Raw genomic sequence first — 17382 nt, 5'->3', positions numbered from 1 at the left:
CGCTCGCGCTGTGGCAGTTCTGTATTGATGCAGAGTTGATGCGGTATTGATGCAGTATTGATAATAGGCAACTTGGCATGCGTGTTGTTACTTCTTCGCCAGCGGCGACCCCCATCGATGATGACGCCATAGCCCCAGGCTGGATGGCGCTGGGGGCGGTGAGTGTGGTGTTTCATCTTGGATTGATTTTTTATGGTTTAACACCTGCGCTCGTCAGTCGGCCGCTACACATGGCGCTGCTGTTGCCCTGGGTGCTGGTCTACATGGCCAACACACCGGCGCAGCGAATCAGCGGCTGGGTGCTGACGGTGCTGGGCGTGGCTGCATGTGGCTATATCGCCGTCAATGAGGCCACGCTAGCCAATCAGTATGGCTTTATTGATACCCACCTGCAGATGGGGATCGGGCTATTTTTAATCGCGCTGGCGCTTGAGGCCGCTCGTCGGGCGATTGGCTGGCCGCTGCCGCTGGTCGCGTTGCTGGCCCTGATGTATGGCGCTTTCGGCCAATACATCCCTGGTGCTTTTGGCCATCCTGGGCTCCCGCTGCCTAGCATGGTGGGCACATTGACCATTGCCGAAGGCGGGCTGTGGGGATCGCTGACCGGCGTGAGTGTCAGTGTAGTGGCGATTTTTGTGATTTTCGGTGCGGTGCTCAATGCCGGCGAAGCGGGTCAGGGCTTCATGAATCTCGCTGGCGCGGTGGCAGGGCGGCTGACCGGGGGCGCGGCCAAGGTGGCGGTGATTTCCTCGGCACTGATGGGCTCTATCTCCGGTTCGGCGTCAGCTAACGTGGCCTCCACTGGGGCAATCACCATTCCCTCCATGGTACGCCTGCGCTACCCGCGCTCGCTCGCCGGTGCGGTGGAAGCGGTTGCCTCCTCTGGCGGGCAAATCATGCCACCGCTGATGGGGGCTGGCGCGTTTGTCATGGTGGAGCTAACGGGGACTCCCTATACACAAATTATGGCCGCGGCAATGTTGCCGGCAGTGCTCTATTTCTTGACCGTCTGGGTGGGCATCAATGCCTACGCGACCCGGCATGACTTACAGCCCGTGGCGGAAAGCGAGCGCCCTCACGCGAAAGAGGTCGTCATTACCTCGCTGTTTTTTGCGATCCCGTTCGTGTTGCTGCTAGAACGCATCTTCAACGGTGGTTATACCCCTCAGTACGCTGCCAGTATTGCGATTTTTGCAGGCATTGCGCTGTTGCTCTTTGATGTGACGCTGCGCTTTTCGCTTCCTGGCTTTAGCCGTCGGTTAGCCGCTGCTGCGGTCACTGCCGGGCGCCAGATTGCCGTGATCGGCGCGATTATCCTGTGCGCCTCGCTGGTGGTCGGCGTGCTGTCGCTAACAGGGCTGGGCGTCAAGATTACCTCAGGTATCCTGTCGCTCTCCAACGACATGCTATGGCCAGCCTTGCTGCTAACGGCGCTCGCCTGCTTGATTTTAGGCATGGAGGTGCCAACCACCGCCGCCTACGTAATCTGTGTCTCTGTCGCCGGGCCGGCGTTGACATCGCTGGGTCTGGAACCGCTTCTAGCGCACTTGTTCGTCTTCTGGTATGCGCTGCTCTCAACTATCACGCCGCCGGTGTGTGGCGGTGTGTTTATTGCCGCTGGCATGGTGGGGGAGAACTGGCTGAAGGTGGCATTCAAGGCCATGGCGCTGGGGATCGGGCTGTATATTATTCCCCTAGCCATGGTGGCCAACCCGGAAATAATCCAACTAGCCTTTAATCCGTCAGGCGCCCTGCTGAATGCGCTGAAAGTGGCGCTGGGACTGGGGGCGATCTCTTACGGAGTGATCGCGCGCAAAGCATTGTGGCAGCGTGCGGCGCTAGTCGCGACAGGAGGCATCCTGATTTTCTTACTTTAGCCCTGGGACGAATCGTCAGCATCCAGCCGTAGCGGCGAAGAGGCTGGCAGCGGGGTAGTGGCAAACATCACCCAGGTATCCAGCGCAGGCCCCAGTGACTGCACCAACCGCAGTTGCTCGGGTGCCTGGGCGAGCACCTCTTCAGCACAGATGCCTGCTTCAAAACGTCCGGCGAGCAGGCCTTCTGCTACTGCCACCGTGGTGGGGGCATCAATGAGCTCCGCATAGCCCGTTAAATCAGTGTAATAGCGGGTGGCTGGCTGCAGTGCCACTTGGGTGGGCTGTGCAGTGGCACGTTGTGCGATCAGCGCCAGCGGCTTGCTACCCGCAATAAAGGTGTCGACCGGATAGGCTTGATGCATATAGCGGCCGACACAGTCGCTATGGGTGGCGTGGGCGGTGCACTGCAATACGTGGCTAACCTGCCCAGCAATAAGCGCCTGAAAGGCATCTTCAAAGTGGCTGAAGAGTGTCAGGCTGCCTTCGCCTGAGCAACGCATTCTGAGATAGCGCTTGGCAATCAATTCATGGTTATTGCCACTAGGCCCCAAGGTAGCAATGTGCACGGTGACGTTTCTCCACGATAAACAATCAAGTCATTGAGCCAAAAACGGTGGGTTTTTGGCTCAGCGCAATCAACGATTAGGCCATCTCAAAAAATCGTAAAGCTTAACGCTATATAAGCGGCATAGCCTGCGAGCAGTGCGGCTCCCTCCCAGCGCGACAGGCGCATACCGGTATACAAAAACAGCACCAGTATGCCAGCGGCACCCAGCATCACCCACTGGTCAAACAGGGCCACGCGTGGTGCAAGGGGCAGTGGTTGTAAAAATGCTGAGATACCGAGGATGCCCAGCAGGTTAAATATGTTGCTGCCTAGAATATTACCAACGGCGACATCAGCATGACGGCGCAGCGCTGCAATCACCGACACGGCCATTTCAGGTAGTGAGGTGCCAACAGCCACGATGGTTAGCCCAATGACTGCTTCGGAAATACCCAATGCCTGGGCTAACCCTATAGCGCCAAAGAGCAGTAGCTGTGACCCTCCTATTAGCATGCCTAAACCAATCACCAGCGCTAAGGCGATCATCCAGCCCGTGGTGGGGAGTTTGGTCATCTCTTCGGCTTCTGAGGCATGCATATCTGCCGCCGGAATATGCTGCCGACTTTCGCTTAAGTAAGCCCAAACAAGGTAGCCCACAAGACAGGCTATAAAGATTGCTGCATCAACACGCCCCAGTGCTCCACCAAATGAGAGGCCAATAAATAGTAGGCTGGCTAGCACCACCACCAAGCCATCCCGGCGTAGCGCTAAGGGTTGAACCACCATAGGGCAAATCACGGCGCACATGCCCAAAATCAATAAGATATTACCGATATTGCTACCCACGATGTTGCCAATAGCAATGTCAGGCTGTTGGTTTATAGCAGCATCAATAGAAACAACCAACTCGGGTGCCGATGTGCCGAAACCGACAACTACCAGTCCGGTCAGTAGGGGCGAAACGCCCACCCTTCTTGCGCCAGCAACAGCACCCCGAATCAGTGACTCCCCACCCAGGGTGAGCAGCGCAATACCCGCCAACAAACTAAGTCCATATAGCATGTTAAAACCTCTTCCATAGTACTGGTCAGGCTGCGATTAATGCAGGGTTTGCCTGGCCAATAGAGCGCGCTAGGCGATCGGATTAGTAGTGCCCAGCTCTTTGGCAAGATTAAGACTATTTATGTAAATTTGCGCGGTTTAAATGGCTATGAAAAGTAGGGTAAAAATAAAAAAACATAAAGGCTTTGACCTGCTGTGAACTACGTGACAGGATGTGCGCAGTTAGTAAGTTAGCAAGCAAGCATGGTTCCAGAAACATTCGAATTCTTTCGGTAGTCTGTAATTGTATTCCTTGTTCTACTCACTATTTATCTGGGTAATACCAGGATTTCTACAATTCGCGACTTGCGAAAAGGATTTAATATCATGGCAACTGGCACAGTTAAGTGGTTCAACGATTCTAAAGGCTTCGGTTTCATTGCTCCTTCTGACGGCAGCGATGACGTTTTTGCTCATTTTTCTGAAATTCAGTCTGATGGCTTCAAAACTCTGCCTGAAGGCGCTAACGTCTCTTTTGACGTTACCCAAGGTCAGAAAGGCCTTCAAGCTTCAAACATTAAGCTGCTTTCTTAATCCTAGTGATTATTTAAGTTCTCGAATCGTTTAGATTCGATGATCGGGCCCCGCTTAGGCGGGGCCCGATGCGTTTGTGTCTTCAATAAATCCACGATTCCACTATCGTTGCGTTTGCCGGCAGGCGCTACTACCCCATCCGTTGCCACTTTCCTCACAATTCTATTATGCATTAATCAACTAGCTTGATTAAATGATATGTTATATTGTATCTTTCTTGAGCGTTAACTCACAAGGGAGAAAGAAGCATGCGAGCCAGCAAGATGGAAGATAGGCAAAAGATCGTGTCGCCGCTAAAGGCTGTCAGTGCCTTTGCATTCAGTACGTTACTGCTCGCTGGCGCTCAATACGTCAGTGCTGATGACCATGACCACAGCCATGATCAAGATCATGCTCATCACGACCACGACCACGACCACGACCACGACCACGATAGCGATAGCGATATCTATTCGGGTTATTTTGAGGATGAGCAGATCGAGGATCGCTCACTTTCAGACTGGGAAGGTGATTGGCAATCCGTCTATCCGTACCTACAAGATGGAACGCTAGATGAAGTGTTTGCTGATAAAGCAGAGCACGGCGATAAAACCGCCGAAGAGTACAAAGCGTATTACGAGATAGGGTATGAAACGGATGTAGATCGTATCGTTATCGACGGCAGCAACGTCACTTTCTTTGCGGACGGTGAAGAGATGTCAGGTGACTATCAGTACGATGGCTACGAGATTTTAAATTACGAGGCGGGCAACCGGGGTGTTCGCTTTATTTATGAGCTCGAAGGCGAGGGGGCTGACGATCTTCCTCAGTATATTCAGTTCAGCGATCACGGTATTTACCCAACTGACGCAGACCACTACCACCTTTACTGGGGCGATGATCGTGAAGCGCTGTTAGAAGAAGTGACTAACTGGCCGACCTATTACGCGTCAGAACTAAGTGGCGAAGACATTGTTGAAGAGATGTTGGCCCATTAATCTGTATTAAGCATACTTCAGTGATTGAAAAAGCGCTGGCTATCATGCCAGCGTTTTGCTGTTATTGGCACTGTTAAAATAGGGTTTAGAGTAGAGCGGCTGTACTCTTTCCATATTTTTTACCAAATCAAATAGGGTCATGCATTATGCGTTTGTCTTCACTTTTTATGGGCATAGGGTTGTTGGCTTTATACAGCTTTGCCTACGCGGGCGATACCTGTGATAGCGCTACGACACAGGCTGAGCTAACCGAATGCTCGGCTCAGGCGTACCAATCGGCTGACGATGAGCTCAATGAGGCTTATCAGGTACTGGTGGATCAATTAAGCAGCAACTCTGCTTCACTGGAAAAGCTTAGAACCGCTCAGCGCGCCTGGATCGGTTTTCGCGATGCCGAGTGTGCGTTCGAAAGTAGCGCCGTTGAGGGTGGTAGTGCGCAGCCTATGGTGCGTAACGGCTGCCTTGAAGCGCTGACAGAAGCACGAACTGAAACGCTACGTGAACATGCTGAATGTGAAGAGGGCGATCTTAGCTGCTCGCGCTGAAAGTGATCAATATTTCGGCAGGTAATCCCCCCATTGTCTTTTGCTTCGACTGAGTGCCCGGAACGCCAGACGAAATGGATACTTTACTGACGCACAGGCTTTTAATTACGGTGTACTACGCTGTGCCGCTTAACCCTGAAAATCATCGGCGTGCTGGCTCCCCGTCGCCGCTGCGTCCCAGCTTACAGCTAGCCTGGAATGGTTTGGTACGGCCGCGGTGGATGTTCGGGACTTTTCTAAGGACATTGTGGCAATTCCATAAAACGCTATTTGGCTAGTATTGAGTGAAAGCAGGCGACCAGCAATTTTTTTTGCGCTGTACATGTCTTTGCAATAAAGAGGTTTTAAAACTCTACAAAACCTTGTGTTAGAGTCTAGGATGTAGATTGAAGATTGTTTTTAGAGCAAACATCATCCCATCCCCTTTTATTGAGGAGCGCATTATGTGGAAAAAACCTGCTTACCAGGATATCCGTCTCGGTTTTGAAGTAACGCTATATATCTCAAACCGCTAATATCGTCCCAATGCCTGCCTTTATGGCAGGCATTTCTTTCTCTCGCTGAATATTTTTTAATGAAAAGGCTGCGCCATGGATGTACGTGAGCCACAAAACACGGAGCGTTACGCTTATGCAGGTATTAGTACTTGGTTCGGCAGCCGGCGGCGGTTTTCCTCAGTGGAACTGCAACTGTGCCAACTGTGAAAGTGTTCGCCAGAATCACGATGGATACGTAGCCCGAACGCAGTCATCAATTGCCATTAGTAGCGATGGTAAACGCTGGCTACTTTGCAACGCCTCCCCGGATATTCGCAGCCAGCTAAACGCCGCGCCTGAACTTTGGCCCAATACGCTTCGCGGCAGTGGTATTGCCGAGGTACTGTTGGTGGATGCCCAGGTAGACCATGTAACAGGGCTTTTATCCCTGCGCGAAGGCTGCCCGCTGGATGTCTGGTGTACCCCCAACGCCCACAGCGATTTAGCCAGCGGATTCCCGCTTTTTAACATGTTAAGCCATTGGAGCGGTGGTCTTAACTGGCGCTCCATCGGACTTGACGAGACCACCTCGACGATCGATTTTGACGTACCTAGTTGCAAGGGGCTTCACTTTACCGCCTTTGCCCTGTCGAGCAACGCGCCGCCATACTCGCCCCGTAGAGGCCAGCCCTCTAATGGCGACAATTTAGGGCTCTTTATCACCGATGAATCCACCGGCAAGTCGATTTGCTACGCGCCGGGCCTAGGCCAGCCCACAGATGAAGTTATGGGCTATTTAAAAAAGGCCGACGTAGTGATGGTGGACGGCACCGTTTGGGACGACGATGAGCTGATCCGTACCGGGGTGGGTACATCAACCGGCCAACAAATGGGGCACTTGGCGCTGAACGGCCAGGGCGGAATGCGCGAATATTTAGCCACGCTGCCCGCTGCTACACGAAAAATTCTTATCCATATCAACAACACCAACCCCATTCTGAACGAGGCAAGCGATGAACGCGCTCTGTTAACCAAAGAGCATATCGAAGTGGCGTTCGACGGGATGAACTTAACGCTTTGATTCTTTACGCTTTGCTCTGAAAACTTATTCAAACCTCGTCCTACCAGCGTACTTTTCAACGGATGAATGCACTCAACGGAGCAGCTCTTCAGGAGGTCAACTATGGTATCGAACACTCCCCCCCTTGAGTCCGCAACACCGCTTACTCAACAGGCGTTTAAAGATGCGCTAATGGCTAAAGGGCAGTTTTATCATCTTCATCATCCTTTTCAGCAAGCCATGGCCCAGGGCGAGCTTTCAAAAGTGCAGCTTCAAGGCTGGGTAGCCAACCGCTTTTACTACCAGCTTATAATTCCGCAAAAAGACGCGGCGCTGTTGGCCAACTGTCCGAGTGCTGCCGTGCGCAGGCAGTGGGTGCAGCGTTTGCTCGACCACGATGGCGACCAGGATGATGAAGGGGGTATTGAAGCCTGGATAGCACTTGGCCAGGCGGTGGGGCTCACTCGGGAGGAGCTTGTGACCCAGGAGCATGTGCTCCCTGGCGTGCGTTTTGCCGTCGATGCGTACCTTAACTTCGTGCGCCAGGCGAGCTGGGAGGAGGCAGCGATCTCGTCTCTGACCGAGCTTTTCGCCCCCGAGGCGCACCAGAGCCGGCTCGACACTTGGCCTACTCACTACCCCTGGATCGACGAGCAGGGGTATCGCTATTTTCGTAAGCGTTTGAGCGAGGCTCAGCGAGATGTGGATCACGGCCTAGAGATCGCCCTGGACATATGCACAACGGCACAACGTCAGGCGCGCGCCCTGGAGATACTCCAGTTCAAGCTGGATGTGTTATGGAGTATGCTCGATGCGATGACCCTCGCCTATCAGCTCGACCGCCCGCCCTACCATACCGTCACGAACGAGCGTGTTTACCATCGCGGCCTTGGCGCTCACTCGCTTAAGGGAGTGTTAAATGAAGCTTGAAACGATCCCTAAATGGCGACGCGGCTGGCGATTTCAGTGGGAACCCACCCAGGACTGCTTCGTACTGCTCTATCCTGAAGGCATGGTCAAGCTCAATGAAACCGCCGGTGCGATCTTGAATCAAATCGACGGTGAACGCAGCGTTTCATTGATCATCACAAACCTCGAAGCGCTCTACCCCGAAGCAGGCGCGCTTAAAGGCGATGTCCTCGAATTTCTTACTGAGGCGCAGCAAAATGGCTGGCTAGCCAAGGAGGCGTAACGTATGCCAACGGCGAAATTTCCCTCCCACGGACCACTCTGGTTGCTCGCAGAGCTTACCTACCGGTGTCCGCTGCAGTGCGCTTACTGCTCAAATCCTTTGGATTTTAGCCAGTACCATAACGAGCTGAATACCGATGAATGGTTAAGCATACTGCGCCAGGCCCGCGAGATGGGCGCCGCCCAGCTCGGCTTCTCCGGTGGCGAACCGCTGGTAAGGCGCGATTTGGAAACTCTAGTAAGCCACGCGCGCGAGCTTGGTTTTTATACTAATCTCTTGACCTCCGGCGTGGGCTTGACCGAAAAGCGTGTCAACGCCCTGGCTGAGGCTGGACTGGATCATATCCAGATCAGCCTGCAAGCCGCGGACCCAGAGCTTTCAGCGATATTGGCGGGCTCGCGAAAGGCCCACGCCAATAAACTCGCCATGGCGCGGGCGGTCAAGGCGGCGGGCTATCCCATGGTGCTCAACGTAGTGCTACACCGCCACAACATCGACCAGATCGATGAGCTTATCGCCCTTTGCGACGAACTCGGCGCAGATGCCGTGGAGCTTGCTAACTGCCAGTACTACGGCTGGGCGTTTCTGAACCGCCATGCGTTGCTGCCCACCCAGGAGCAGCTAAGGCATGCCGAGGCCGTCACCAAGCGCTGGCGCAATAAGCTCGCCGAGCAGGGCCGCCAGATGTCGCTGCTGTTTGTGGTGCCCGATTATTTTGAAAACAAACCCAAGCCGTGTATGGGCGGCTGGGGCAGTGTGTTTATCGCCGTGGCGCCGGACGGCACGGCGCTACCCTGCCATAGCGCCCGCGAGTTACCGCTCGATTTTCCCAATACACGCGATACACCGCTTGCCGAAATCTGGCGATCAAGCGATGCGTTCAACGCGTTTCGCGGCGAAGACTGGATGTCGCCGCTCTGCCAATCCTGTGATGAGCGTCATACCGACCACGGCGGTTGCCGCTGCCAAGCGTACCTGTTAACCGGCGACCCGGCCGCCACCGACCCGGTGTGCCAATACTCGGCACAACACGAGGCGCTTGTGGCAAGCCTGAAAAGCACCCAGGCCGACGAGCTGGCGCTCATACCGCGCCAGCATCGCCAATCGCAAATCATTTGCCGTCAAACCTGAAGTGTTGAATTTTCTCAGCCACGTTTGCTGATAAGGAGCGTCCATGCGGGTTCCCTCGATTGAAGAGGCTGCAACACCGCCGGAGCGGATGGCCGAACTACAGTGCACTGAATCGGCACTTTTTTGGCTGGAACGCCATATCGAGCGCGGCACGACTCATCTGTGGCGGTGTCCGGCGGGCGATATGACGAAGGCCCACTGTTTGAGTAATGAAGAGAGCGTGGGTAGTCGGGTAAACCAATACGGTGGAGGCAGCCACGTACCCCTTAATGAGGGCGCGGCCTGGGTATGCCAAAGCGATCAGTCGCTTCGCTATTGGCACGATCCGGATTCAAACGGCACTGACCCAAAAACACAAATCTGGTACACACCCGAGCATGGCAGTCTGGGCGGGCTTTGCGCCGACCCGCTACGTCAGCGCATCGTCGCCGTGGAGGAGCGAAGCGTAGAGGGCACGCATCAGCGCTTGATCGCCATCAATCGTTCCACCCAGCAGGTACTTGCCGAAGGCGCCGACTTTTACGGTGCCCCGGCCATCTCGCCTAGCGGCGCATTGATGGCCTGGGTCGAATGGTCACTCCCCTTCATGCCGTGGCAGCGCAGCCGACTCAAGCTTGCCGCCATCACCAGTGACGGCTCACTTAATGTCACCGACTCGTTCGATTTCGGGGCGGCCGTTAGCCAGCCCACCTTCACTGCGGATAACACGCTCGTCGTGATGAGCGATCATGCAGGCTGGTGGCAGCCCTGGCGCGTTACCGAAAGCAGCCTGCACTGTTTAAGCGGCGCATCCTGTGATCACATCACGACCCCGTGGCAGCTAGGCGAACGTCAGCACGCCTGGGGCAACCAGGGCGGGCTTTGCCTGCGCGTTGAGCAAGGTGCCGCCCGGCTTTATCGTATTATCTCCACCCAAAGCGAGCCCGTAGCACTGGAGTCCGGCAGAGTAGTGAGCCTGGCCCAGGCCTCACACGGGCAGTACGTGTTGGCCCAGAGTCAGGCGAGCACGACGCAACTGATCAAACTGGGAAAACACGGCGAACCCTACGAGGTATTAAGAGGAGCCGCCCCCATCGCCAACCCACCGCAACCGGAAACCCTGAGCACACCGCTGGGTGATGGCGGGCAAAGCGTGCAGGGATTTTTATATTCCGCACGCCAGGCGGCATCGGCGGCGCAAAATGCCCCCGCCCCAATGATCATGCGCGTACACGGCGGCCCTACCTCGGCCTGTTACCCAGTATATGATCCGCTGATCCATTACTGGGTGGCTCAAGGCTTTAACGTGGTGGATATCAATCCGCGCGGCAGCGGAAATTTTGGGCGGGACTACCGACAGGCGCTGCACAAACAGTGGGGCGTGCTCGATACCGAGGACGTCGAGACGCTCGCCGACGCGCTCATTGCCCAGGGGCGAATTTGCCCGCGGCGCTGTTTTATTCGCGGACAAAGCGCTGGCGGTTTTACGGTGCTCAATGCACTCGCCCACTCCAGGCGGTTTTTAGCGGGCACCAGCCTTTACGGTGTTACCGATGCGGTCAGCCTGGCGCAGCAGACCCACCGCTTCGAGTCCGGCTATTTGGACTGGCTAATAGGTGATGAAGCGCAAAAGCAGCGGCGTAGCCCGATGCATACGCTGGCCCAAAGCGCCCACCACGTAAATGTGCTAATGATCCAGGGCGAGCTTGATAGAGTCGTGGTGCCTGAGCAAACACATCGGCTGGCTCGCCAACTGGAAAAAGGGGGCGGACGCGCGGAGGTACTGATTTTTGATAACGAAAGCCACGGTATGCAAAACCCACAGAACCGAATGGCGATGATCCAGCAAGAACTCGCCTTCTACCGAACGCTTTCTTCCTAGCGCCATGAACCCTCACACGCCTACTTCTCCATACACGTTGGCCGCCTTGAAAGGCGGCGCCCAGGGCCTTTTCTATAAAAGCCAAGCCACGCCGCTTGCCCACATCATTATCGTCGTTGGTGCCGGTTATCTTGATGAGCCCGAATCAACGCCTGGCCTTGCCCACCTGCTGGAGCACGTACTGCTCACCCAGCCAGTATCGCAAGGTAGCTCACTACTCTCGTTGACCGAGCAGTTGGGAGGTAAGCTGAATGCGCGCACCGATGACCTGATAACCGATATCCACGCCACCTTGCCGGTCACATCGCTTTCGCGTTTTCTAACGTACCTGCATCAGGCGCTCTTTGCGTCGAGATTCGATGAAGCCACCATCGCCAGCGAAAGCACCGCGATCGAGGCCGAGTATCAAGCCCGCTTGGGCACACCCACTATGCGCCGCTTGGCAGGGCTTCAAACGCTGGCCGACAACCACCACCCAGGCGCGTTTTGCCATCACGGCTCACGTCTGAGCTTTGAGCGCCCGCCCGAGCTTCTTAAAGGCGAACTCGAGCGCTTTCATGAGCGTTACTACACGCCTTCCAATATAAGCGTTGGTCTGGCTGCGCCGCTATCCCAGGCGCACCAGCAAGCGCTAATTGCCTCTTTCCTGCCCAGCGACCGCCCTACCTACCCTCACGGCGCTAAGCCCTTGAGCAGGCGCTGGGGTACCACACAGAAGGCAAAGATCGAGGGCGCGGCTTCTTCGGTGGAGCTATTCTGGCCGCTAACTGAAGCGGGTCTTGCACGACAAATGGAGGCGTTGAAAGCGAGCGAGCAAGCCCTCAACGCCGGTGCTCTGACGGAACTGTTGGTCGGCGTAGCCGAGGACTACGAGGCAACGCTTTGCCCCAGTGGTGCCACCGATACGCTCTCCCTGACGATCCATGTGCCAGACAATAAACAGCGTGAGCTGTTAAAGCGTACCGCGGACATCACCCAGGCGCTTAACTGTATTCTAGAAGAACACGCTGCCTGCGCCTCGTTAATCGTCGATCGCCCTTCGCTTGCTGAGTGGCTATTTACTCAAACGCGCCAGCAGGCACTTTCCCAGCGCTTTGCCCCTGTGGGGCTAGAAAACAGCGGCCTGGGGCTGCTGGCTACCCCTTACGTACTTTTAACCGCGCCCGAAACTGCCAATGCCCATGAGGTGGCATTTAAAAAGCACACTACACCACCGCTTAGTGTTATCAGCCGAGTAGGCGATAGCGGCTGTACTGGCCTGCCCGCGCACTGGTTTGCCTGTTTTTATCCTGATAGGAAAATGGCGCTGCCTGCTCTTGCACAAAAGCGCTTGGCAACCAGCGGCGTTGGGCTTTTGCACCACACCACCCCGCACGGGAGCTGGCTCTGCGCGCATGGAACCAAGCCGCATTCCAATGCGCTAGGCGAAATGATGATACAAGCCTGGCTAACGGCACTGCCTAAGCCAACGGGGTTACAAGCGCATCACCTCCTGGCGGAGCTGATGCCCAGCCCCGCCATGCCATTTATCTGGGCAGGTAGCGCCGAGACGGTGGCCATGCTTTCACCGCTACTCACAGCGCTTCCCGAGGTCCAAACGCCCTTTGAGCCTGAAGGCACCACCGCGCCCTCGCCCCTTGCCACGTTGATGCGCACACTAACGTTACCGGGTAGCAATACTAATCGTCAGGTAATGGCGGCCGCTGCCAAGCGTCATAACGCGCCTTTTTTTCACGCCATACGGAAAATTCACCAGCTGGGCTATATCGCCGCCGTTCGCTTTATTGATGGCAACCCGGCAAGCATAGCGTACATCGTGCAGTGCCCACAGACAGACATCACCCAAGTAAAGCTGCTGATCCAGGAAGCGATCGATCGTTTATGGGTAGAGTTGCTGGCAGATTTGGCCTCCGAGCGGCTGCTTTTCCGTGAGCAACTCACGGGGCTCGAGATCCCCGAGACGTCTATCGCAGTGCTTGTCTCGCAATGGCGCGCCCACCTTAACGCCACCCATACACCGCTTTACCGGCTCGCACGCCCCGCACCTTCGAGCTTCTCGCTTGACGATTGGCGTCAATGGCTTGCCGACCCAGGGCACTGGACATGGTGGCAACGAGCGGGATAGGCGCTCGTATCAGCAATAAGGAATCCACCAACGGCCGTTGGTGCATGAAGTTCATGCATGACCAACTCAAAAGGCGCGGTTACTGATTGCTGAACATCAACGATGACGTCAACCGAAAAGGTTTTGGTATGTGGCGGGCTTACACTCTCATATATGAAATCGTGTTTTGAGTGGACTAACGTGGTGAGGCTACGGGTAAACTATCAGAGTTAAGATCGCCTCCCTCACAGAAGAAGTTCAACAACTGCAATCCATCGACATTCAACGAACCAAGGCGCCTGATCAGCAGGTTTCTATGACGGGACCAGATGTTTGCTCCATGATGAGGCGAGGAACGAGGGTGGTGGGCTATAACGTGGAGACGGCTGTCGATAGGCAGCATCATTTGATTGTCGCCCATAAGATCACCAATGTGGGCAGTCACGCGGTGGCTCATGTCCCCATAAAGTGCGTAGTTGCTTGAAAGGAAAACACACTGGCGACGAATATGCGGATCGATTTGGTGCGCAGGCATGCCCATGGCAACGCCAAGCTGTTTTATTTCAGCTGATCGAGCCACTATGCAGCCTTTACTGGCCACCAACGCCTATTTCAAATCTACGTTTTCAAAGCATAGATGCCTGATCCCAGTGGACGGCTGGTATGAATGGATCAAGAGTTCGAAGCCCAAGCAGCCGCATTTCATTTGCCGTAAAGATCGAAGGCCGCAGTTCTTGGCTGGGAGCTACGCTGAGCGTGATGATGGCAGCATGGGCTGTGCCATTGTCACTGAGCTTAGGCGGGGGAGTGTTGCTGGACTTGATGACGATAGCCTTAAACACTGGCTAGCACCTGATGTGATCGATAGAGAGTCCATTCGCAGCTTGGTGCGTCACATCAATGCGGTTTTGATTGAGCACTGGCCGGTCAACACTTCGATCAACAAACCTGCAGAGGGGCAGGGGAGTGAGCTGATAAACCCTGCTTGAAAGGTAAAATGGTGATTCAAATGTTGACATAGCTATGCCTAAAACAGCCTTTTACAGCCCCCAGGCACAAAAAAAGCACCCGTAGGTGCTTGATTTGTATAGTAAGGTGGTGGAGGCGGCGTCCCGTTTAAAGTAAGTTTAAGTATTTGTTTATATTGAAAATAAATTAATATGATTTAAAAAATGCCCCCAATTATGCCCCCTTTTTTATGTCGCTACTCGATCTAACCCGTGCTTTGAACTCAGGTAGAGATATGAGGGTAATTAAATTTGCAGACCGCTATCCAGCAAGTGCCGTTTATTAAAACCCTGTTTGGCAATAAAGGGGCTGTGGTGCTTTGGGCTTAGCGCGTGACGGTTGGCCAACAAGCCGCCGCGGCTTTGGTGCCCGGTCTGTTACCGCTTCGCTTCATGGGGCTTCGCCCCATCCCCCAGGTAGTGAAGTGCGCCAGCCGACTAATTGCCTTCATCATAGCGTGACAAATTCACCATAACGCCAGCAGCGCACCGGGCATGGCCAGATTGCGCCGCTTGGTTGTGTTGGGTTGTTGTATCGCGTGCCTATGGCCGGGGTGATTTATTGGCCACCTTAGCGGGTGGCGGGCACCTTTTTGGCTTCGCTAAAGCCAGATGAAAGGCCATCTAAAACAGTGCAATGGCTCATAAGTGCTTTATATCGGCTCATAAGTAGCGAGGTGACCACGGTATATCGGGTATGGTGCCAGCGGCGGCTTGATGGCGTGATAACAAAACAACAACCAACCCCGGAAATTTGCCGTGCATGGGCGAATTTCGAGACTGTTTGCCCCCGTGCTACCGGGGTAGGTGGGGGAGTACCTTTTTCATTTTCCTGCATGTCGGAGCGCTAGCGGCAGCCACAAAAAAGCCGCGAAGCTGGTTACCCTTCGCGGCTTAAGTAAGCGGCCTACTAGTTAGTATTCAAGCCGCTCAGGTGCATCCATCATATAGAAGGGTGAAACCCTTAGTTCGATGTGAGCGCTGTTGTAGCCAGTGCCCTCAGGCGCGTAGAAGCTCGCTTCATCGCGGGCGGCATTAATCGCGGCCACACGATCTTGCAGCCCTGCCACCTCAATAGCTTCTAGCAGTTCGCGCTCTGCTTTCGCTATGGCGGCTTTACCGACCTCATAGCCTACGCCACGTTGCAGGCTTTCCAGCTCGTTAAGTTCGGCTTGCAGGTCGTCACGGATTCTTTCTAGCCCCCGGCGTCCACTGGCTTGCTTCTCTGCCTGTTCGGCTGCTTTTTCGGCAGCTTTACGGGCCTTCGCTAGCGTTGTGGTGGCCTGCCCCTTGGCGGCTTCGTCAACCTCGCCCATCAGCGCGCTAGCTTCCAGACGATCCACCTCTTCAGCAGCGCGGCGGGCTTGATCTTCCAAGTCGGCAATTATGCTTGTGCTGTCTTTCATCGCCGTGATGGTGCCATTGATTTTGTCGATGCGCTGTTGGTGTGCATCCATTGCCTGAGTCACCGCCTCCAGCGCCTGCGGTGAAGCCTCTGGCCTCGCTTTGACGATAGAGGCTAACGCCTTCTCTGCCTGCATTTGTGCCTCACTGCATTCAGCATAAACGGCTTGGGCTTCCTCAAAGCGAGTGCGCGTATGCTTAAGGTCGTTCCAGGCGCGTTGCAACTCTTGGCGAATAGGGTCATCACGGCGTGTAGCACTGCGCTCCAACTTTTTAGCTAGGTGCTCCATCACCTTTTGAACCTGCTCAGGGGTTGCCGGGTGGCCAATGATTAGTCCGTGTGGCCCTTCTTGCTGGGTCAAATACGTGAGGTGCCCTTCAGCGGTCTCCATTTGATGCCGCGCTTCTGACGCTTTGACAGTGGCGGCGCTTACCGCCTTTTGGGTTTCTTGGTGCTTTTCAAGCCATGCTTTCCAGGTGTTTAAATTATCGTTCATTGGGTTGCCTCGCTTTTGGGTTGTTTCATTTCAGATAACAGCAGTAGCCAGCCAGCGGCGTTAACGTCGCCAGCGCTGGCCATTTCGTTCAGCATTCGCGCCAACTCGGCGCGCCGCTGTTGGGTTGGGTAAATCTGGGAACCGCGTTTCTTCATTTTCGTATCACTTTTATTTGCCGTTAATCGGGCCTTATTGGGCCTTTTCTTTATCGTTGGGCTATCGCATGGCGTCACCTCCCGGCGGGGCTAAGCGCTGGCCTTGGCTGGTGAGGGGTGCAGCGTTGATGTGTGCATTTCGCCGGGCTGCACCTGTACATGCTTCGCCTGAATAAGCGGGGGGCGTTGTACAGCTCGCACAGGTGATACGCCGCATCACTACGCAGATACTGCCCACCTGCGGTGGTACACGCTGGATAGCCGAAAATTTCCCGAGATCCGGGGCTGCTTGCCCCCGTGGCTCAGGGTGTTGGCCGCTAGAAGAACCTAGGTTTTTATCTCGGGGAACTGGCGGGCTTAGCTTTTTGTCCATACAATAAAGACTATGATCATCGACTATGACCCAAACAAAAGCGCCCGGAACGAACAGGAGCGCGGCCTTCCTTTCACGGCGGCAGAGCGCTTTGATTGGGATGGGGCTGTATTTTCGGAAGATACCCGCAATGACTACCCAGAACGGCGCTTCATTGGTTTGGGGAAGATAGGGGAAAGGGTGCACGTGGTGTGCTTTACACCTATCACCGATGGCATTCGGGTTATCAGTCTCAGGAAAGCCAACGCACGGGAGGTGCGGAGCTATGAAAACGCGACTCACGAATAAAGACGGTGAAGTAAGAGAGCTAACAGACGCGGACGTAAAGCAAATGCGCCCCATGGCTGACGTGCTGCCCGTTGCCCTGCAGCGAACAATTGGTAAGCGTGGGCGCCAGCAAGCTCCCACTAAGGTTAAAACGTCAATACGCCTCTCTCCCGAAGTAATAGAGCATTTCAAAGCAGAGGGCGAAGGCTGGCAGCGACGTATTGACCAGGCGCTTAAAACCTATATCCGTGAACATGAACACGGTTGACCACGT

19 protein-coding genes are annotated in these 17382 nt (G+C 54.9%); 14 read left to right on the top strand and 5 right to left on the bottom strand.

Annotated features, from left to right (window positions below):
- Positions 1-77 precede the first annotated feature (77 nt).
- Complete coding sequence (locus V8L70_RS07290; protein ID WP_336269154.1) at positions 78-1877, top strand: TRAP transporter permease; 1800 nt, start codon at positions 78-80, stop codon at positions 1875-1877.
- Here V8L70_RS07290 and V8L70_RS07285 read toward each other — a convergent pair.
- The gene (locus tag V8L70_RS07285; protein ID WP_336269153.1) at positions 1874-2443 is read right to left on the bottom strand and encodes a hypothetical protein; all 570 of its coding nucleotides are present in this window, start codon (positions 2441-2443) and stop codon (positions 1874-1876) included. The genes V8L70_RS07290 and V8L70_RS07285 overlap by 4 nt on opposite strands.
- An 86-nt stretch (positions 2444-2529) precedes the next feature.
- Positions 2530-3486 carry a calcium/sodium antiporter gene (locus V8L70_RS07280; RefSeq protein WP_336269152.1) on the bottom strand — a complete coding sequence of 319 codons (957 nt, stop codon included), beginning with the start codon at positions 3484-3486 and terminating at the stop codon, positions 2530-2532.
- Between the two features lie 366 nt (positions 3487-3852).
- Here V8L70_RS07280 and V8L70_RS07275 point away from each other — a divergent pair, with 366 nt between their 5' ends.
- From V8L70_RS07275 to V8L70_RS07230, 10 genes are all read left to right on the top strand, one after another.
- On the top strand, positions 3853-4059 hold the full coding sequence (locus V8L70_RS07275; protein ID WP_007111857.1) for a cold-shock protein: 207 nt from the start codon (positions 3853-3855) through the stop codon (positions 4057-4059).
- A gap of 248 nt (positions 4060-4307) precedes the next feature.
- Complete coding sequence (locus V8L70_RS07270) at positions 4308-5036, top strand: metal-binding protein ZinT (RefSeq protein WP_336269151.1); 729 nt, start codon at positions 4308-4310, stop codon at positions 5034-5036.
- Between the two features lie 146 nt (positions 5037-5182).
- Entirely contained in the window at positions 5183-5581 is a 399-nt protein-coding gene (locus V8L70_RS07265; RefSeq protein WP_336269150.1) for a lysozyme inhibitor LprI family protein, read from the top strand.
- A gap of 443 nt (positions 5582-6024) precedes the next feature.
- Positions 6025-6096: a pyrroloquinoline quinone precursor peptide PqqA gene (gene pqqA / locus V8L70_RS07260; protein ID WP_113268409.1), complete on the top strand. Its 72-nt coding sequence runs from the start codon at positions 6025-6027 to the stop codon at positions 6094-6096.
- Between the two features lie 115 nt (positions 6097-6211).
- Entirely contained in the window at positions 6212-7138 is a 927-nt protein-coding gene (gene pqqB, locus V8L70_RS07255) for a pyrroloquinoline quinone biosynthesis protein PqqB (protein ID WP_336269149.1), read from the top strand.
- 102 nt (positions 7139-7240) lie between these two features.
- A complete protein-coding gene (gene pqqC, locus V8L70_RS07250; protein ID WP_336269148.1) occupies positions 7241-8047 on the top strand; it encodes a pyrroloquinoline-quinone synthase PqqC in 807 nt (268 codons plus the stop codon).
- Positions 8037-8309, top strand: a complete 273-nt coding sequence (gene pqqD / locus V8L70_RS07245) for a pyrroloquinoline quinone biosynthesis peptide chaperone PqqD (RefSeq protein WP_336269147.1) — start codon at positions 8037-8039, stop codon at positions 8307-8309. Before pqqC ends, pqqD begins: the two co-directional genes overlap by 11 nt.
- Positions 8310-8312: 3 nt before the next feature.
- Positions 8313-9440 (top strand): pyrroloquinoline quinone biosynthesis protein PqqE, encoded by a 1128-nt coding sequence (gene pqqE, locus V8L70_RS07240; RefSeq protein ID WP_336269146.1) that lies wholly within the window; start codon positions 8313-8315, stop codon positions 9438-9440.
- Between the two features lie 43 nt (positions 9441-9483).
- Complete coding sequence (locus V8L70_RS07235; RefSeq protein WP_336269145.1) at positions 9484-11301, top strand: S9 family peptidase; 1818 nt, start codon at positions 9484-9486, stop codon at positions 11299-11301.
- A gap of 4 nt (positions 11302-11305) precedes the next feature.
- A complete protein-coding gene (locus tag V8L70_RS07230) occupies positions 11306-13426 on the top strand; it encodes a M16 family metallopeptidase (RefSeq protein ID WP_336269144.1) in 2121 nt (706 codons plus the stop codon).
- A gap of 175 nt (positions 13427-13601) precedes the next feature.
- On the opposite strand, the gene V8L70_RS07225 is transcribed toward V8L70_RS07230, so the two are convergent.
- Complete coding sequence (locus tag V8L70_RS07225) at positions 13602-13946, bottom strand: hypothetical protein (protein ID WP_336269184.1); 345 nt, start codon at positions 13944-13946, stop codon at positions 13602-13604.
- Between the two features lie 40 nt (positions 13947-13986).
- Between V8L70_RS07225 and V8L70_RS07220 the strand changes: the two genes are divergently transcribed.
- The gene (locus V8L70_RS07220; protein WP_336269143.1) at positions 13987-14394 is read left to right on the top strand and encodes an SOS response-associated peptidase family protein; all 408 of its coding nucleotides are present in this window, start codon (positions 13987-13989) and stop codon (positions 14392-14394) included.
- Positions 14395-15326: 932 nt separating this feature from the next.
- Here the strand turns inward: V8L70_RS07220 and V8L70_RS07215 are convergent.
- Positions 15327-16313 carry a coiled-coil domain-containing protein gene (locus V8L70_RS07215; protein ID WP_336269142.1) on the bottom strand — a complete coding sequence of 329 codons (987 nt, stop codon included), beginning with the start codon at positions 16311-16313 and terminating at the stop codon, positions 15327-15329.
- Positions 16310-16468 (bottom strand): hypothetical protein, encoded by a 159-nt coding sequence (locus V8L70_RS07210; protein ID WP_233973670.1) that lies wholly within the window; start codon positions 16466-16468, stop codon positions 16310-16312. Before V8L70_RS07210 ends, V8L70_RS07215 begins: the two co-directional genes overlap by 4 nt.
- A 385-nt stretch (positions 16469-16853) precedes the next feature.
- On the opposite strand from V8L70_RS07210, the gene V8L70_RS07205 reads away from it, so the two are divergent.
- A complete protein-coding gene (locus tag V8L70_RS07205) occupies positions 16854-17129 on the top strand; it encodes a BrnT family toxin (protein ID WP_308321894.1) in 276 nt (91 codons plus the stop codon).
- The gene (locus tag V8L70_RS07200; protein WP_035562624.1) at positions 17107-17376 is read left to right on the top strand and encodes a BrnA antitoxin family protein; all 270 of its coding nucleotides are present in this window, start codon (positions 17107-17109) and stop codon (positions 17374-17376) included. Before V8L70_RS07205 ends, V8L70_RS07200 begins: the two co-directional genes overlap by 23 nt.
- The last annotated feature ends 6 nt before the right edge of the window (positions 17377-17382 follow it).

Source organism: Vreelandella arctica (assembly GCF_037070215.1).
Taxonomy (GTDB): domain Bacteria; phylum Pseudomonadota; class Gammaproteobacteria; order Pseudomonadales; family Halomonadaceae; genus Vreelandella; species Vreelandella arctica.
This window is presented reverse-complemented; position numbering and strand designations above follow the sequence as displayed.

Coding starts and splice junctions, on each gene's coding strand:
- V8L70_RS07225 (WP_336269184.1), bottom strand. CDS start 13,946: ATGGGCATGCCTGCGCACCAAATCGATCCGCATATTCGTCGCCAGTGT.
- V8L70_RS07270 (WP_336269151.1), top strand. CDS start 4,308: ATGCGAGCCAGCAAGATGGAAGATAGGCAAAAGATCGTGTCGCCGCTA.
- pqqE (WP_336269146.1), top strand. CDS start 8,313: ATGCCAACGGCGAAATTTCCCTCCCACGGACCACTCTGGTTGCTCGCA.
- V8L70_RS07290 (WP_336269154.1), top strand. CDS start 78: ATGCGTGTTGTTACTTCTTCGCCAGCGGCGACCCCCATCGATGATGAC.
- V8L70_RS07205 (WP_308321894.1), top strand. CDS start 16,854: ATGATCATCGACTATGACCCAAACAAAAGCGCCCGGAACGAACAGGAG.
- pqqD (WP_336269147.1), top strand. CDS start 8,037: ATGAAGCTTGAAACGATCCCTAAATGGCGACGCGGCTGGCGATTTCAG.
- V8L70_RS07230 (WP_336269144.1), top strand. CDS start 11,306: ATGAACCCTCACACGCCTACTTCTCCATACACGTTGGCCGCCTTGAAA.
- V8L70_RS07235 (WP_336269145.1), top strand. CDS start 9,484: ATGCGGGTTCCCTCGATTGAAGAGGCTGCAACACCGCCGGAGCGGATG.
- pqqC (WP_336269148.1), top strand. CDS start 7,241: ATGGTATCGAACACTCCCCCCCTTGAGTCCGCAACACCGCTTACTCAA.
- V8L70_RS07275 (WP_007111857.1), top strand. CDS start 3,853: ATGGCAACTGGCACAGTTAAGTGGTTCAACGATTCTAAAGGCTTCGGT.
- V8L70_RS07280 (WP_336269152.1), bottom strand. CDS start 3,486: ATGCTATATGGACTTAGTTTGTTGGCGGGTATTGCGCTGCTCACCCTG.
- V8L70_RS07210 (WP_233973670.1), bottom strand. CDS start 16,468: ATGAAGAAACGCGGTTCCCAGATTTACCCAACCCAACAGCGGCGCGCC.
- pqqB (WP_336269149.1), top strand. CDS start 6,212: ATGCAGGTATTAGTACTTGGTTCGGCAGCCGGCGGCGGTTTTCCTCAG.
- V8L70_RS07215 (WP_336269142.1), bottom strand. CDS start 16,313: ATGAACGATAATTTAAACACCTGGAAAGCATGGCTTGAAAAGCACCAA.
- V8L70_RS07220 (WP_336269143.1), top strand. CDS start 13,987: ATGCAGCCTTTACTGGCCACCAACGCCTATTTCAAATCTACGTTTTCA.
- V8L70_RS07265 (WP_336269150.1), top strand. CDS start 5,183: ATGCGTTTGTCTTCACTTTTTATGGGCATAGGGTTGTTGGCTTTATAC.
- V8L70_RS07200 (WP_035562624.1), top strand. CDS start 17,107: ATGAAAACGCGACTCACGAATAAAGACGGTGAAGTAAGAGAGCTAACA.